This is a genomic window from Cypionkella sp. PAMC25878 (assembly GCF_058135695.1).
Map to the genome: position 1 here is coordinate 1970380 of NZ_CM176871.1, position 14012 is coordinate 1984391.

The window sequence follows — 14012 nt, forward strand, 5'->3', positions numbered from 1 at the left end:
TGACGATGGGCAGGTAAGGGCGGCGGCTATGGACCAGATGAAACGCTTCGCGATCTACTACGCGCCCGAACCGGGCGCCTTTGCCGATGCCGCAGCCGCTTGGCTGGGCTGGGATCTGGCACTGGGCGCACCCGTGCAGCAACCCGCGCCCGACCTGCCGCGCCCCTTGGCCGAAGTCACTGCCGAGCCGCGCAAATACGGCTTCCATGGCACCCTGAAGCCGCCGTTCCGTTTGGCCGAAGGCACCTCGGCCGAAGATTTGGCGCAAGCCACGGCGCGTTTGGCCGCCAGCCTTGCGCCGCTGAAAATGCCGGGGCTTCAGATGGCCAACCTCGAAGGCTTCCTCGCGCTCACCCCCTTGGGCGACACCAGCGCGTTGCAATCTCTGGCCGCCGAAGTGGTCCGTAGCCTCGACCCCTACCGCGCCGCCCTGACGCCAGCCGAGATCGCCCGCCGCCACCCAGAACGCCTGACCCCGCGCCAGCGCGATCTGCTGGCGACCTACGGCTATCCCTATGTGATGGAACAGTTTCAGTTCCACCTGACCCTGTCCGGCCCGCTGGATGAGGACGAAACCGCCGTCACCAACGCCACCGCCAATCACTTCGCGGGCCTGATCCCGCAACCGTTTCACATTCACGACATCTGCCTGTGCGGCGAGGATGCCATGGGGCGCTTTCACCTGCTGCACCGCTACGCCCTCAGCGCATAAAGCAGTCGCGCGATGCCCTTTTCGGGCGTCGCATCATTGCTGATCTCAATCGCCGGAACCCCTTCGGGCAAAGCATAACTGGCGCGTTGCAACCGGGCGATAATGTCGGCGTGGCTTTCCCGTCCCCGCGCCGCCAAACGATCCGCCAGCACGCCCAAAGGTGCTGAAATCTGGATCACCCGCAGCCCCGGAAACGCCTGCAACGCTGCAGGCAAAGCTGCCCGCGAGCCATTGATCAGCACATCCCGCCCGTCCTCCAGCGGTCTAAGCTCCGCTGCAGGCACGCCATAGCAAAGCCCATGTGCCTGCCACTGCAGCGCGAATTCCCCCGCCTGCACACGCGCCTGAAAAACGCTTTCAGTTACCCCTTCAAACGGCTCACCGCTCGCAGCACTCTCCCGCGTGATCACCCGGCGCGCCCAATGCAGCCGAGGGTCCGCCGCCGCAGCCCCCGCCAAAAGCGTGTCTTTGCCCGCCCCCGAAGGCCCGACGACCAGAAACACCCGTCCCGTCATGCCGCAACCTTCGGCGTGAATTCCCGCACATCCACCACCCGATCACAGACCCGATCCCGTGCGGCCTCATCATGGAAAATCCCCAAGATTGCCGCCCCACGCGCTTTGGCTTCCTCGATCAACCCCAGCACGACCTCACGGTTCACCGCATCCAGACTGGCGGTCGGCTCATCCAACAACAGCGCGGGGTAAGGATGCGCAAAGCCACGCGCGATGTTGACCCGCTGCTGCTCACCCCCCGAGAATGTGGTGGGCGACAGCCCCCACAACCGCTGCGGAATGTTCAGCCGTGCCAGCAGTTCCGCCGCGCGCGCGCGGGCCTGATCCCTAGGCACGCCGAGGTTCAGCAGTGGCTCCGCCACCACATCCAGCGTCGGCACCCGAGGCACCACCCGCAGAAACTGGCTGACATAGCCCAGCACCTGCCGCCGCAGCGCGATGATCTGGCGGGGGGCGGCTTGCGCCACGTCCAAGCCGCCGACCATGATCACCCCCGAGGCCGCAAGGTAGTTGCCCCAAACCATCCGCATCAGTGTCGATTTGCCCGCACCCGAAGCGCCGATCAGCCCGACACATTCGCGGGGGCGCACATGCAGGTTCGCCCCTGCCATCACCGGGATCACCGCAGCACCTTGATTGTGCAGGGTAAAGCTTTTCGCAAGGTCACGGATTTCAATCATAGCCAGCGCTTCCATTTGAAGAAAAGATAGGTTCCCGTTGCGGACGCAAGCATCATCAGCAGCGCCATCGGATAGCCCAGACCCCAAGCCAGTTCCGGCATATAGGCAAAGTTCATGCCATACAGGCTGGCGATCAGCGTCGGCGGCATGAACAAAGCCGCCACCACCGACACGATCCGCACCGTGACGTTTTGCGACAGGTTGATCATGCCCAGCGTGGCATCCGAGGTCAGCGCCAGACGCGAGCCCAAGAAATCCGCATGCACCTCCAGCGCCTGCAAATCCCGCATCAGGCCCTTGACCAAGGGCCGCAACACGTCGCCCTCGACCCGGTCGGACAGGGTTTGGCCAAAGAAGCTAACCGCACGCTCCACCGTCAGCAGACCCAGACGCACCCGGCCCAAAAGGTCGCCCTCACGACCCACCTTTTCCAGCGCGGTCTGCAAAGCATCCGCCTGCAAGCCATTCGCGCCGCCGCTGTAAATCCCCGAGGCGACATCATCCAAGCCGCGCCCGATGCCCTCCAGAATATCGGCCATCCGGCCAATGATTTCCTCAATCAACCCCAGAAACAGCCGCTCTGGCCGATCACAGCCGGGGCCAACCTTGTCGGCGCGGGCGGGGTAGGTCTCAAACGGGCGCGGCGCGTGGTGGCGCACGGTGATCAGGCGATCCGCTGAAAGGATAAAGCAAACCGGACCAGAAATCGGCGCTTTGCTTTCGGACAGACCGGGCAAAACCACAGTCATATGATCGGCCCCGCCCTCGCGGTAGAGACGGTTGGAGATTTCGATCTCCTCCATATCTGCCAGCGTCGGCACCGGCAGACCCAAGCGCGCAACATCGGCGGATTGGTTCGACAGCGGGCGATAGAGGTCGATCCAGAGAGCTGCCGTCAGATCGACGGGCATCGGCATCTGGATCAAGCCGCCAGCTTCGGGGCGATAGGCAAAAAGCATGTCAGACCTGCAAAACCGAGGAAACGAGCAGTTGCGTGTAGCTGTGTTGCGGATCGTCCAACACCTGATCGGTCAGGCCCTGTTCCACCACATGGCCGCCCTTCATCACCATCAGCCGATTCGCGAGCAGCCGCACTACCGCCAGATCATGCGTCACGATGATCGCCGACAACCCCATCTCGCGCACCAGCCCGCGCAACAGATCGAGCAGCCGCGCCTGCACCGAGACATCAAGCCCCCCGGTCGGCTCGTCCATGAACACCAGCCTTGGCCCGGTCACCAGATTACGGGCGATTTGCAGGCGTTGCTGCATACCCCCTGAAAACGCGCGCGGGCGGTCGTCGATGCGGTCGGCGGCGATTTCCACCCGGCCCAGCCAATCCACCGCCGCGGCGCGAATATCGCCGTAATGCCGCGCGCCGACAGCCATCAGCCGCTCACCGACATTGCCGCCCACCGAGACGCCCATCCGCAAACCATCGCGCGGGTTTTGATGCACAAAGGCCCAATCCGTGCGCGCCATCTTGCGGCGTTCCGCCTCGGCCATCGTCACCGTATCGCGCCGGCCTTGTGCGGTCTCGAAGATCACCCGGCCTGTGTCTGGGGCCAAATGCCCTGCCAGGCATGACAAAAGTGTCGATTTTCCCGAGCCACTTTCCCCCACGATCCCAAGCACTTCACCGGGAAACAGATCAAACGACACATCCGCGCAGCCAATCCGGCTGCCGTAATTCTTGCTCAACCCCTGCACCGAAAGCAGTGGCCGATCCGCATTCACCTTGGCCCAAAGACTCAAATCCACCGCTCCCATCACACGCTCCCTTGCAGAACTGGCACACCCAAAGCCCCCAATTGCCCCGCCTCGCGCCGGGTACGGCAAAAGTCGGTGTCCGAGCAGACAAACATCCGCCCGCCCTGATCATCAGTGATCACCTCATCAAGATAGCTCTCGCCCGCGCCGCACAGATCGCAGTCATGCGACGCTTTGCTGGGCTCAAACGGGTGGTCGTCGAAATCGAGGCTGACGACATGGGTGAACGGCGGCAGTGCATAGATCCGTTGCTCACGCCCGGCGCCAAACAGTTGCAGCGCGGGGCTGTTCGACAGTTTCGGGTTGTCAAATTTCGGGATCGGCGAGGGGTCCATTACATAGCGCCCTTCAACCTTCACCGGATAGGCGTAAGAGGTGGCGATGGTGCCGTGCCGCGCGATATCTTCGTACAGTTTGACGTGAATCAGCCCGTATTCTTCCAACTCGTGCATCTTACGGGTTTCGGTCTCCCGCGGTTCCAGAAAGCGCAAAGGTTCGGGGATCGGCACCTGATAGACCAGAATCTGCCCGGTCGTCAGTGCAGCTTCCGGGATGCGGTGGCGGGTCTGGATCAGCGTAGCTTCTGCCGTGGCTTCCGTCACGGCCACCCCCGCCGTGCGCTGGAAAAACTTCCGGATCGACACCGCGTTGGTGGTGTCGTCGGCACCTTGGTCGATCACTTTCAACGTGTCATCCGGGGTCAGGCAGGCCGCCGTCACCTGCACGCCGCCCGTGCCCCAACCGTAAGGCATCGGCATCTCGCGGCTGGCAAAGGGCACCTGATAGCCCGGAACCGCCACGCCCTTCAGGATCGCGCGCCGGATCATCCGCTTGGTCTGCTCATCCAGATAGGCGAAATTGTAAGCCTGATCACTCATTCTGCGGCCTCCTGCGTGGCGAAAACTTCCGCGCGTAGACGGCGCACCAGTTCCAACTCAGACTGGAAATCGACGTAATGCGGCAGCTTGATATGTTCGAGAAACCCGGTCGCCTGCACGTTATCGGCATGCATCAGCACGAATTCTTCGTCCTGCGCGGGCGCTCCGGTGTAGTCCTCGCCCAGTTCCGCCCACCGCAACGAGCGATCCACCAAAGACATCGCAATCGCCTTGCGCTCGGTCTGCCCGAACACCAAACCATAGCCGCGGGTAAACTGCGGCGGCTCGGTCTTGCTGCCCTTGAACTGGTTCACCGTTTCACATTCGGTCAACTCAATCTCGCCGATTTCCACGGCAAATCCCAGCTCTGGGATCTCCATTTCCACCGCCACAGCCCCGATCCGCAACTCGCCTACGAAAGCATGTGTGCGCCCGTAGCCGCGCTGGGTCGAATAGGCCATCGACAGGATAAAGCCCTCGTCCCCCCGTGTGATCGCCTGCAAGCGCAGCGCCCGCGATCCCGGCAATTCCATCGGTTCGCGGGTCAAATCCGCAGGCACGTCATTGCCCAAAGGCTCGGCCTCAATCATGCCATCGCGGTCGAGCATCGCCATCACATGCGGCACCGCTTCCATCGCTGCCGGAGCGGTCGCCGCCTGCGCCGCCTCGCCCTCGCCCTCGGCCGCCAGTTTGAAATCCAGCAGACGGTGGGTGTAGTCAAAGGTTGGCCCCAACACCTGCCCACCGGGCAAATCCTTGAACGTCGCCGAAATCCGTCGGATCACCGCCATTTCAGCGGTATTCACCGGGCAAGACGCCCCCAACCGGGGCAGGGTGGTCCGGTAGGCCCGGATCAGAAAGATTGCCTCAATCAGATCGCCACGCGCCTGTTTGATCGCCAAGGCGGCGAGGTCTGGGTCATACAAAGACCCCTCCGCCATCACCCGATTGACCGCCAGCGACAATTGCGCCCGTATCTGCGCCACCGACAACTCCGCAACACCCAGATCGCCACGGCGTTCCTCGGCCAACCACGCATGGGCATTGTCAATCGCGCGCTCGCCACCTTTTACCGCCACATACATCAGACAGCCTCCACATGGGTTGATCGGGGCAGGGCAGCCACGCGCGTGCCGCAGGCGAAAAAGCAATCAAACCCCAACGGGAACAGCGCCCGGTTGGCCTGAAACGCCGCCACCTCGGGCAGCGAGAGATACGCCGCATCGGCAATCCCCGGTCCGCGCAGCACCGCACCCTTAGCCTCCAGCGCGGGCATCTCGACGATCAGCGTCGCCGCCCGGTCGGGGTAATCCGGCAAGCCAATCGCGAACTGCCCTAAGGGCTGCAACGCCGCCCAATCGCCCAAAGCGAACACGGCTTGCTCTGCCGAAACCAACGGCGCGCCGCAGTGAAAGGTGATCCAATCGCGCAGCGGGGCGCAGTCATACTCCCCCGCCAGATGCAGCGGCGTCGTGCCATCACACAACGTCAACAGCAACACCCCCGCCGCCACCGACAAGGGAGCAGGTGGCACCACCCCGCTGAGTTCCCTGATCTCCCCCGGCTGCGACAGCACCGTCAGCGCCGCGCGAAACGCATGCGATGACTGCACAGCCGCGTCCACAAACCCGCCCAACAACGCATCGTTCATTGGTCTTCCCCCCGCACCAAAGTGAAAAACTCCACCTTCGTCGCCGCCGCCTTTGCCGCGCGATTGGCCCGCCGTGCAACTTCCTCGGCCTGCAACGGCCCCAGCACCGCAGCCTGCAAAGCCGCAGCCTGATCGGTCTGCATCAGGGCATCCACCACCGCCGCGCGCAGCGCATGGCCCTTGTCGCGGCCCTGCACATGGGCATGGCCCACAGCCCCCGAGCCTAAGCGCAGGGCGCAGCGCGTCACCGTCATTTCGCCCAAGTTGAACGGCTGCCCGGTGCCGCCAATCCGGCCCTGCACCATCACCGCGCCAACCTCGGGCGCGCGCAGCAGATCATGCGCCGGAAGCTCGGGGAACAAATCCGCCAGCCGCGCGGGCTTGGCGCGAGCCAGCAGGCCCATCCACGCTTTGCGCGCAGCCAAGCTCTCAGAGTTTGGGGTGGCAGCTTCAAGGGGTGTTTGCATCATCTCGATCCCGACATCTTGCGAAGTTGTCTATCATACTATACAACTAGACAAATCATAGCCGAGGAGCCTGCGAAATGCATGTGAAGTTTTGGTGACAAAGCCAACAATCTGGCGATCCATCGCCGAAACCCTCACCACCGAGATCAGGTCAGGCCATTACCGCCCCGGTGATAAACTCCCAACTGAAGCCGCTCTGGCCGCCCGCTTCGGCGTCAACCGCCATACCGTCCGCCATGCTTTGGCTGCCTTGGCCGAGGCTGGCTCCGTCCATGCCCGCCGGGGTGCGGGCGTCTTCGTCACTGCCACCCCCACCGACTACGCCCTCAGCCGCCGCGTGCGGTTCCATCAGAATGTTCTGGCTTCTGGCCGCACGCCCTCCCGGCAAATCCTCCGCCAAGAAACCCGCCCCGCTGATCCGGGTGAGTCCGCCGCCCTAGACATGCCCGCTGGCGCTTTGGTGCAAGTGGTCGATGGGCTCTCGCTCGCCGATGGCACCCCCTTGGCGATGTTCCGCTCAATCTTCCCCGCCGCCCGCTTCCCCAACCTGCTCGAGGCGATGAGCCGTCACAGCTCGGTCACTGCTGCCTTGGCCGAGGCGGGCCTGACTGATTACACCCGCGCGGAAACCCGCATAACTGCGATTGCCGCCGATGCCCTGTTGGCGCTGCATTTGCGCTTGGCCCCTGGCGCGCCGCTGCTGCGCTCCGTCGCGGTGAATGTCGATGCCGCAGGTCAACCTATCGAGTTCGGCACCACATGGTTCGCAGGCGACCGCGTCACCTTAACCGTCTCGCCAGAAGGCGCAGATGCGGGGAAAACTGTGGATAAACTGTCATAACCCCGTTGCTTGGCAATGTTATTCCAGCCGACAACCCCCAGTTGCCCCCGTTCCCGGAGTCCGAAATGCCGCTGCCCTTGCCCCCTCTGCGACTGACCGGCGCGCATATTTTGCGCGACGGCGCGATGCAGCAACGCTCCATCGGGCTGGCGGATGGCCGCATCACTCGTGGCCCGCTACCGGAGGTGGATCTCACGGGATTCCTGATCCTGCCCGGCATCATCGACCTGCATGGCGATGGGTTCGAGCGTCACATGGCCCCGCGCCCTTCCGCCCCGTTTCCGCTTGCTGCTGGCCTCGCGTCCTTTGATCGCGAGGCTGCCGTCCATGGCGTCACCACCGCCTATCTGGCGCAGGGCTGGAGCTGGGAAGGCGGCCATCGCGGTCCCGATCATGCCGAGGCGTTGATGGTCGCCATCGACAGCTATCGTGCGCAAGCACTGACCGATCTGCGCCTGCAAATCCGCGCCGAGACGCATCTTGTCAGTGAAACCACCCGCCTGATCGCCGCCGTCAAGCGCCACCGCATCGGCTATGTGGTGTTCAATGATCATCTGTCCGAAGGCCTGCACATGGCCCGCATCGCGCCGACCGATTTCGCCGCTTGGGCGCGCAAGGTTGGCAAAACCGCTGAGGAACTCGCCGAAGCCATCGAATCCGCCGCCGCCCGCGCCAAAGAAGTGCCCCGCAGCTTGTGTACGCTGGCCGAGAGTTTCGATGCCTTGGGGGTGCTCTACGGCAGCCATGATGACCCCGATGGCGAGACCCGCGAATTCTACTCGATGATCGGCGCGAAGATTGCCGAATTTCCGCTCACCCGCCGCGCGGCTTCGGCGGCGCATGCGATGATGAGCCCGGTGATCATGGGCGCTCCGAATGTGGTGCGGGGGCGCTCGCAGGCTGGCAATGTATCGGCGCTGGCCTTGGTGTCGGACGGCCTGTGCGATGCGTTGGTCTCGGATTATCACATCCCCGCACTGCCCTTGGCGGTCTGGGGTCTGGTGGATCGCGGTGTGATGGGGTTGGCGCAGGCTTGGGCCTTGGTATCGTCGCGCCCGGCAGAGATCATGCGGCTGGTCGATCGTGGCCGTCTGGAACCGGGATTGCGCGCCGATATGGTGATCGTGAACGCCGAGACGCGTGGGATTGAGGCGACGATTTCGGCGGGGCGGCTGAGCTATCTGGCGGGTGAAGCCGCGCGGCGATTTGTCAGCCAGCCCGAGGCTTTGCGGCTGGCGGCAGAATGAGGTCCCAACTCGGGACCTTTTTTGTTTGTTAACTTCAAAATGTTAGCGCTGTGTATTTAACGAATTTTTAACACTTCTGCGCGTCTCCACCAATAGGGCCTATGAACAGGTGCCGTCCGCAGGGCCATCGAGGCCTTTTGGACGGCGCTACCGGGGATAGGCTGGTCAGGCGGTTTGAGCCTGCCGTGGTAACGCCGCAGGAGGGGGCTCGATGCCCCCGAGGGCGGCTTCTGGGTATGGTCAGCCGTGATACTTTTCCAAGAACGCCTCCACAGGCAAGCTGCGAAAATCTGGCAATGCGCTGCGCAGCACTTCGTGGCTCCAGTCCCACCAAGCGAGGGCTTGCAGGCGCTCGGCGATCTGCGCGGGGAAGCGGGCGCGCAGCGGGGTGGCGGGGAGGCCCGCCATGATCATGTAGGGGGCGACGTTTTTGGTGACGACCGCGCCGCTGGCGATCACGGCACCTGCGCCGATGCTGACGTCGGGTTTGATGATCGCGCCGTGGCCGATCCAGGTGTCGGGGCCGATTGTGGTGCGGCGGGCGTGGCGGGCGGTGAAGAAGGCGTCGTCGTCGATCGCGTCTTCCCAATAGGCGCTGCTGCGGTAGAGGAAATGGTGCAGGCTGGCGTTTTGCATCGGGTGGTCGGTGGGACCGATCCTTGTCATCGCGGCGATGTTGGCAAATTTGCCGACGCTGGTGTTGGTAATGTCGGAGAATTGGTCGCAGTAGCTGTAATCCTCGAAGCTTGAGTTCAGGATGCGGCTGAAGCGGCCGACCTCGCAATAGGCGCCGAAATTGGCATTTTTGATCTGGCAGTCGGGGTGGATCAGCGGGGTGTCGGCGGAGAGTTTGGGCATTGCGGGCTTTCTTGTCCACGCGTGGACAGGGGATGGGGATGTTATATTTCAAAGGGTTGGTGGGGTGCCGTTTACATCTTGTTAACAGTTTGACCGCAACGCAGGTGCCGTCCGCAGCGGCATTGAGCCGCTTTGGACGGCGCTGCCGCGGAGGCGTTGAAGCGACCGCTTCGGGCTTGGTGCGGCAGCGGCCGCAGGAGGGGGCTCGATGCCCCCGAGGGCGGCTTCTGGTTATCGGGCGGTTTGGGGTGAGAGGCAGGAGCCTCCGACGGGAGTATTTTTGCCAATGTGAAATGGTTAAGCGAGGCGCTTTATCGTCCGATCAGCTTGCGGCGCAGCCAGCCGGAAAAGCTGTCCATTGCCATCACCATCAGCACGATCAGGATCATGTAATAGGCGACATCTTCCCAATCTTTCTGGGTGATGATCGCTTGGGTGAGCAGCAAGCCGATACCGCCGCCGACGATTGCGCCGATGACGGTGGCGCTACGGGTGTTGGATTCCAGATAGTAGAGCACTTGGCTGAGCAGGATCGGGGCGATTTGCGGCAGCACGCCGAAGCGGGCGCGTTGCAGCGGGCCTGCGCCAGTGCTGCGGATGCCTTCGACTTGTTTTTCGTCGATGTTCTCCAGCGCCTCTGAGAAGGTTTTGCCAAAGGTGCCGCTGTCGGTCAGCAGGATCGCCAAAGCGCCTGTCATCGGGCCGGGGCCGAAGGCGCGCGACAGAATGATGGTCCAGATCAGGCCATCGACGCCGCGCACAAAGTCGAACAGGCGGCGGAAGGCGAAGCGGACGGTGCGGATTGGGGTGAAATTGGAAGCGGCGAGGAAGGCCAGCGGCAAAGCGATCAGGGCCGCGCCCATGGTGCCAAGGAAGGCCATCAGCACGGTTTCAAACAGCGCCAATGCCACATCGCCGTGGTGCCATTGTTTGTTGTGCCAGAACTCGGACGCCATATAGCTGAGGTTGCTGCGGGTGGGGTCGATGCGTTCTCCGCCCAGCATTGCGGTCAACTGGCCGTAGGATTTGCCGTAGAACGGGCTGTCGAGGGTGAAGAAGAACAAAGCCCAGCCGGGTTGGTATTTGAACGTCTCGACCTTGGAGCGCGAATAGGCGAAGCGGCCTTGCGGGGTGGTTACAGAGATGCGGGTGTCGGTGACGTTGATCCAATCCGGGATCGGTTGCGGGGCGGTCAGTTTCAGCTTGCCACCTTCCGGCTGGATGTCGATCACGCCATAACCGGGGACGTTGTAGCGCGCGCCGTGTGTGTCATAGGTGACGATGTTGTCTTTGCCGAGGTCAATGGTGGTGGTGTCGCCATCGGTCTTGACCCAAGCCGGATATTGGTTGGGGGCGAAGGTGGCTTTTGCTTCGCCTTCAATCGAGACGGAGAGTTTGTCGGTGCGGTTGTCGCGGGTGACATGGGTTTTATAGGCAACGAAATCGGACAGCAGGATCTTGGCGTTGTCCATTCTGGCACGGGCGGCGAGGCCGGGGATGTCAAAGCTGAGGAACAGGTAGCTGAGGTAGACGAGCAGCAGCACCGGGATCGCATAGGCGGTGAGGCGGCGGGTTTTGAATTGGTGCTGCACGGTGGCATAGGCGGTGCCGAACTGGGTTGCATCGGTCATCTTATTGCCCCTTCACCAAGCGGTTGCGGGCGTATCCCGACACCTGATCAAACACCACGATGGCACAGAACAGCAGGGCGAAGATGGCCACGACTTGATCGTATTTGCCGCCGCCCCATTGCATCGCCAGTTTCAGATCATAGCCGATGCCACCGGAACCTACGAAGCCGAGGATGGCAGAAGCGCGGATGTTGATCTCGAACCGCAGCAGGGCGTAGCTGAGCCAGTTCGGGGCGACTTGTGGCAGAATGCCAAGCCAGATTTGCTGGCTCCATGATGCACCAGTTGAGGCAAGGCCTTCGACGGGCTTCAGAACTGCATTCTCGGCGGATTCCGAGAACAGCTTGCCCAAAGCGCCGGCGGTGTGAAAGGCGATGGCGAGCACGGCGGGGACCGGGCCACCGCCCAAGATGAAGATCAGCACAAGGGCGATGACGATCTCGGGGATGGCGCGCATGATGTCGGCAGAGCGGCGGAACAGCGGGGTGAGCAGGGGAAAGCGGGCAAGGTGGCGGGTGGAGCCGAGGGCGAGAAACGCGCCGAACGCACCGCCCAGCAGGGTGGCGGCGGCGGCGATGTTGATGGTTTCAATCAGCGAGGGCAGGTATTGCCACAGCAGGGCGGGCAGGTTGGCGCGGTTGGTCCACGCTTCGGAGAGGACTTCGGCGGGGAAGGCGGGCAGTTGGTGCAGGCCGGAGAGGAAATCGCCGGCATTGCGGTCTTGGGCGACTTGAAAGCCAGAAGCCATCAGCGCCACGAACAAGATCAGCAGGATGAAGCCGTAAAGCCGCTTGCGGCGGGTCTGGTGGATATAGGCCTCGGTGGGGTTGGCCATATCGGGGCGCTTGCCCGGCTCTGGCCCGAAGGTGATGTCAACCATGCGGCCTCCAATGAAAAACCGGACCCGCTTCACGCGGGCCCGGTAGAGGGTGCTGAAATTACTCGCCGGAAAGTTTGCGGGCTTCGACAATGCCGAGATACATGTCGTGGCTGGCGGGGACGAAGTCTTTCGCTTCACCCGAGGCCACGCCGTAAGCGCATTTCGCGTCAGTTTCCCACAGATCAGCCGTCAGCTTGGTGACTTTGGCTTTCACATCATCGGGAAGGGCGGCGCGCACCACCATTGGGCCTTCGGGGATCAGCTTGGAGCGCCAGATTTCCACCAGGTTGTTCATGTCAACCAAGCCTGCATCAGCGGCCTTGCGGAACGCGCCGGAAGAATAGCCGTCTTCCCAGTTGCCGTCTCCATCTGCCCAAGACACGCCTGCGTCGAAGTCGCCGTTGTTGACGCCGACGATGGTTTGCTCATGACCACCCGAGAATTTCACTTCGCTGAAGAATTTCTCCAACGGGCCGTATTTGGCGATCAACTCGGCGGCGGGCACCAGATAGCCCGAGGTGGAGTTCGGCTCACCGAAGGCGAATTTCTTGCCCTTGGCGTCTTCGATGGATTTGATGCCGGAGTCGGTGCGGGCAAAAGCGATGGAATAATAGCCGGTGGTGCCGTTCAGGTTTTCCTTCGTCAGTTCGACGTCCACGGCCTTAGGGTCGGTCAGGTAGATCTTGGCATAGGCCGACGCGCCGAGCCAAGCCATGTCAAGGGTGCCGCCCAGCAGGCCCTGGATCACGCCATCGTAGTCAGCCGGGGTGAAGACCTTGACCGGAACACCCAGTTCTTTTTCAATCGCGGCGCGGTAGCATTCGTTCGAGGTCATGCGGTCTTGGGCGTTCTCGCCACCCAAGATGCCGATGTTGAATTCTTTCAACTCTTGCGCATGGGCAGAGGTGATGCAGGTGGTGGCAGCCAGAACGGCGAGCAGCTTCTTCATGGTCGTCTCCAGATTGGGCCCGTTGGGGCCGGGTAAACTTTGGTGAGGGTCAGGCCAACATCGCATCGGCGTAAGCGTCGTCTTTCGGGCCGGTGATCGAAGTGGATGTGGCGGATTCGTTGAAGCTGGCGTCGGCGCCGTAGATGTCGCGGGCAACGCCGGTGGTCAGTTGGTCAGGCGTGCCGTCGAACACCACGCGACCATCGCGCATCCCGATCACCCGGTCGCAGTAGCGGCGCGCGGTGTCGAGCGTGTGCAGGTTGGCGATCACCATGCGGCCATCTTCTTCGTGGATGCGGCGCAGGGCGTCCATCACCACTTGCGCGTTCATCGGATCGAGGCTGGCGATCGGTTCATCGGCAAGGATCACCTTGGGGTCTTGCATCAAGGCCCGCGCAATGGCGACGCGTTGCTGTTGGCCGCCAGAGAGGGCTTCGGCGCGTTTGGGGGCTTGTTCGGCGATCCCCAAGCGGTCCAGAATCTGCATTGCGCGGGTGATGTCGGCATCGGACCACAGGTTGAACATCGTCGCGAAGGTGGAGCGGTGGTTCAGCAAACCATGCAGCACGTTTGAGGCCACATCCATCCGTGGCACCAGATTAAACTGCTGGAAAATCATCGCGCATTGGCCCTGCCATGCCCGCTTTTCCGCGCCGTTCAGGGTTAACACGTTGCGGCCTTCAAACACGATCTCGCCCGAGGAGGCATCGGTCAGACGGTTCATCATCCGCAGCAAAGTCGATTTGCCCGCGCCTGAACGGCCAATCACGCCCACGAAAGCCGAGCGGTCGATTTCAAAGCTGACGCGGTCCACGGCGGCTTTGTGGCCGAACAGGCGTGTGACGTTTTCGACCTTGAGCATTGCGGCCCCCTTTTGATTGAGGGGCTGATACGCCGGATTCGTGACGGTTGGTTATCGGCGGTGTGACGCTT

Annotated in this window: 16 protein-coding genes; 3 read left to right on the forward strand and 13 right to left on the reverse strand. The window is 62.7% G+C overall.

Going from position 1 to position 14012, the window contains the following annotated elements; all coding sequences use genetic code 11:
* Positions 1–28 precede the first annotated feature (28 nt).
* Complete coding sequence (locus ACS5RD_RS09480; protein ID WP_489930976.1) at positions 29–712, forward strand: DUF1045 domain-containing protein; 684 nt, start codon at positions 29–31, stop codon at positions 710–712.
* Here ACS5RD_RS09480 and phnN read toward each other — a convergent pair.
* From phnN to phnG, 8 genes are read right to left on the reverse strand one after another with little or no spacing between them, the layout of a single operon-like run.
* Positions 694–1227, reverse strand: coding sequence for a phosphonate metabolism protein/1,5-bisphosphokinase (PRPP-forming) PhnN (gene phnN, locus ACS5RD_RS09485; RefSeq protein ID WP_489930977.1), 534 nt, complete (start codon positions 1225–1227; stop codon positions 694–696). The genes ACS5RD_RS09480 and phnN overlap by 19 nt on opposite strands.
* Entirely contained in the window at positions 1224–1907 is a 684-nt protein-coding gene (phnL, locus tag ACS5RD_RS09490) for a phosphonate C-P lyase system protein PhnL (RefSeq protein ID WP_489930978.1), read from the reverse strand. Before phnL ends, phnN begins: the two co-directional genes overlap by 4 nt.
* Positions 1904–2866, reverse strand: coding sequence for a magnesium transporter CorA family protein (locus tag ACS5RD_RS09495; protein ID WP_489930979.1), 963 nt, complete (start codon positions 2864–2866; stop codon positions 1904–1906). The genes phnL and ACS5RD_RS09495 overlap by 4 nt, the downstream gene beginning before the upstream one ends.
* A 1-nt stretch (position 2867) precedes the next feature.
* Positions 2868–3677: a phosphonate C-P lyase system protein PhnK gene (gene phnK / locus ACS5RD_RS09500; RefSeq protein WP_489930980.1), complete on the reverse strand. Its 810-nt coding sequence runs from the start codon at positions 3675–3677 to the stop codon at positions 2868–2870.
* Positions 3677–4555, reverse strand: coding sequence for an alpha-D-ribose 1-methylphosphonate 5-phosphate C-P-lyase PhnJ (locus tag ACS5RD_RS09505; protein ID WP_489930981.1), 879 nt, complete (start codon positions 4553–4555; stop codon positions 3677–3679). The genes phnK and ACS5RD_RS09505 overlap by 1 nt, the downstream gene beginning before the upstream one ends.
* Entirely contained in the window at positions 4552–5640 is a 1089-nt protein-coding gene (locus tag ACS5RD_RS09510) for a carbon-phosphorus lyase complex subunit (protein WP_489930982.1), read from the reverse strand. The genes ACS5RD_RS09505 and ACS5RD_RS09510 overlap by 4 nt, the downstream gene beginning before the upstream one ends.
* Positions 5640–6206 (reverse strand): phosphonate C-P lyase system protein PhnH, encoded by a 567-nt coding sequence (gene phnH, locus ACS5RD_RS09515; RefSeq protein ID WP_489930983.1) that lies wholly within the window; start codon positions 6204–6206, stop codon positions 5640–5642. Before phnH ends, ACS5RD_RS09510 begins: the two co-directional genes overlap by 1 nt.
* Positions 6203–6673 (reverse strand): phosphonate C-P lyase system protein PhnG, encoded by a 471-nt coding sequence (gene phnG, locus ACS5RD_RS09520; RefSeq protein ID WP_489930984.1) that lies wholly within the window; start codon positions 6671–6673, stop codon positions 6203–6205. Before phnG ends, phnH begins: the two co-directional genes overlap by 4 nt.
* Before the next feature lie 94 nt (positions 6674–6767).
* On the opposite strand from phnG, the gene phnF reads away from it, so the two are divergent.
* Both phnF and ACS5RD_RS09530 read left to right on the forward strand, forming a co-directional pair.
* Positions 6768–7514 carry a phosphonate metabolism transcriptional regulator PhnF gene (phnF, locus tag ACS5RD_RS09525; protein ID WP_489930985.1) on the forward strand — a complete coding sequence of 249 codons (747 nt, stop codon included), beginning with the start codon at positions 6768–6770 and terminating at the stop codon, positions 7512–7514.
* A gap of 65 nt (positions 7515–7579) precedes the next feature.
* Entirely contained in the window at positions 7580–8761 is a 1182-nt protein-coding gene (locus ACS5RD_RS09530; protein ID WP_489930986.1) for an alpha-D-ribose 1-methylphosphonate 5-triphosphate diphosphatase, read from the forward strand.
* Positions 8762–9001: 240 nt separating this feature from the next.
* On the opposite strand, the gene ACS5RD_RS09535 is transcribed toward ACS5RD_RS09530, so the two are convergent.
* The 5 genes from ACS5RD_RS09535 to phnC form a co-directional block, all read right to left on the reverse strand.
* Positions 9002–9619 carry an LbetaH domain-containing protein gene (locus ACS5RD_RS09535; protein ID WP_489930987.1) on the reverse strand — a complete coding sequence of 206 codons (618 nt, stop codon included), beginning with the start codon at positions 9617–9619 and terminating at the stop codon, positions 9002–9004.
* A 311-nt stretch (positions 9620–9930) separates the two neighbouring features.
* The gene (phnE, locus tag ACS5RD_RS09540) at positions 9931–11250 is read right to left on the reverse strand and encodes a phosphonate ABC transporter, permease protein PhnE (RefSeq protein WP_489930988.1); all 1320 of its coding nucleotides are present in this window, start codon (positions 11248–11250) and stop codon (positions 9931–9933) included.
* Position 11251: 1 nt separating this feature from the next.
* Positions 11252–12130 carry a phosphonate ABC transporter, permease protein PhnE gene (phnE, locus tag ACS5RD_RS09545; RefSeq protein ID WP_489930989.1) on the reverse strand — a complete coding sequence of 293 codons (879 nt, stop codon included), beginning with the start codon at positions 12128–12130 and terminating at the stop codon, positions 11252–11254.
* A gap of 58 nt (positions 12131–12188) precedes the next feature.
* Positions 12189–13079: a phosphonate ABC transporter substrate-binding protein gene (gene phnD / locus ACS5RD_RS09550; protein WP_489930990.1), complete on the reverse strand. Its 891-nt coding sequence runs from the start codon at positions 13077–13079 to the stop codon at positions 12189–12191.
* 49 nt (positions 13080–13128) lie between these two features.
* Entirely contained in the window at positions 13129–13941 is an 813-nt protein-coding gene (gene phnC, locus ACS5RD_RS09555) for a phosphonate ABC transporter ATP-binding protein (protein WP_054007327.1), read from the reverse strand.
* Between the last annotated feature and the right edge of the window lie 71 nt (positions 13942–14012).

What these genes read in the sequence shown, in the direction of transcription:
- phnG (WP_489930984.1), bottom strand. Translation starts at nt 6,673, where the DNA reads ATGCAAACACCCCTTGAAGCTGCCACCCCAAACTCTGAGAGCTTGGCT.
- ACS5RD_RS09530 (WP_489930986.1), top strand. Translation starts at nt 7,580, where the DNA reads ATGCCGCTGCCCTTGCCCCCTCTGCGACTGACCGGCGCGCATATTTTG.
- ACS5RD_RS09510 (WP_489930982.1), bottom strand. Translation starts at nt 5,640, where the DNA reads ATGTATGTGGCGGTAAAAGGTGGCGAGCGCGCGATTGACAATGCCCAT.
- phnC (WP_054007327.1), bottom strand. Translation starts at nt 13,941, where the DNA reads ATGCTCAAGGTCGAAAACGTCACACGCCTGTTCGGCCACAAAGCCGCC.
- phnE (WP_489930988.1), bottom strand. Translation starts at nt 11,250, where the DNA reads ATGACCGATGCAACCCAGTTCGGCACCGCCTATGCCACCGTGCAGCAC.
- phnD (WP_489930990.1), bottom strand. Translation starts at nt 13,079, where the DNA reads ATGAAGAAGCTGCTCGCCGTTCTGGCTGCCACCACCTGCATCACCTCT.
- phnE (WP_489930989.1), bottom strand. Translation starts at nt 12,130, where the DNA reads ATGGTTGACATCACCTTCGGGCCAGAGCCGGGCAAGCGCCCCGATATG.
- phnN (WP_489930977.1), bottom strand. Translation starts at nt 1,227, where the DNA reads ATGACGGGACGGGTGTTTCTGGTCGTCGGGCCTTCGGGGGCGGGCAAA.
- ACS5RD_RS09505 (WP_489930981.1), bottom strand. Translation starts at nt 4,555, where the DNA reads ATGAGTGATCAGGCTTACAATTTCGCCTATCTGGATGAGCAGACCAAG.
- ACS5RD_RS09495 (WP_489930979.1), bottom strand. Translation starts at nt 2,866, where the DNA reads ATGCTTTTTGCCTATCGCCCCGAAGCTGGCGGCTTGATCCAGATGCCG.
- phnK (WP_489930980.1), bottom strand. Translation starts at nt 3,677, where the DNA reads ATGGGAGCGGTGGATTTGAGTCTTTGGGCCAAGGTGAATGCGGATCGG.
- phnH (WP_489930983.1), bottom strand. Translation starts at nt 6,206, where the DNA reads ATGAACGATGCGTTGTTGGGCGGGTTTGTGGACGCGGCTGTGCAGTCA.
- ACS5RD_RS09535 (WP_489930987.1), bottom strand. Translation starts at nt 9,619, where the DNA reads ATGCCCAAACTCTCCGCCGACACCCCGCTGATCCACCCCGACTGCCAG.
- ACS5RD_RS09480 (WP_489930976.1), top strand. Translation starts at nt 29, where the DNA reads ATGGACCAGATGAAACGCTTCGCGATCTACTACGCGCCCGAACCGGGC.
- phnL (WP_489930978.1), bottom strand. Translation starts at nt 1,907, where the DNA reads ATGATTGAAATCCGTGACCTTGCGAAAAGCTTTACCCTGCACAATCAA.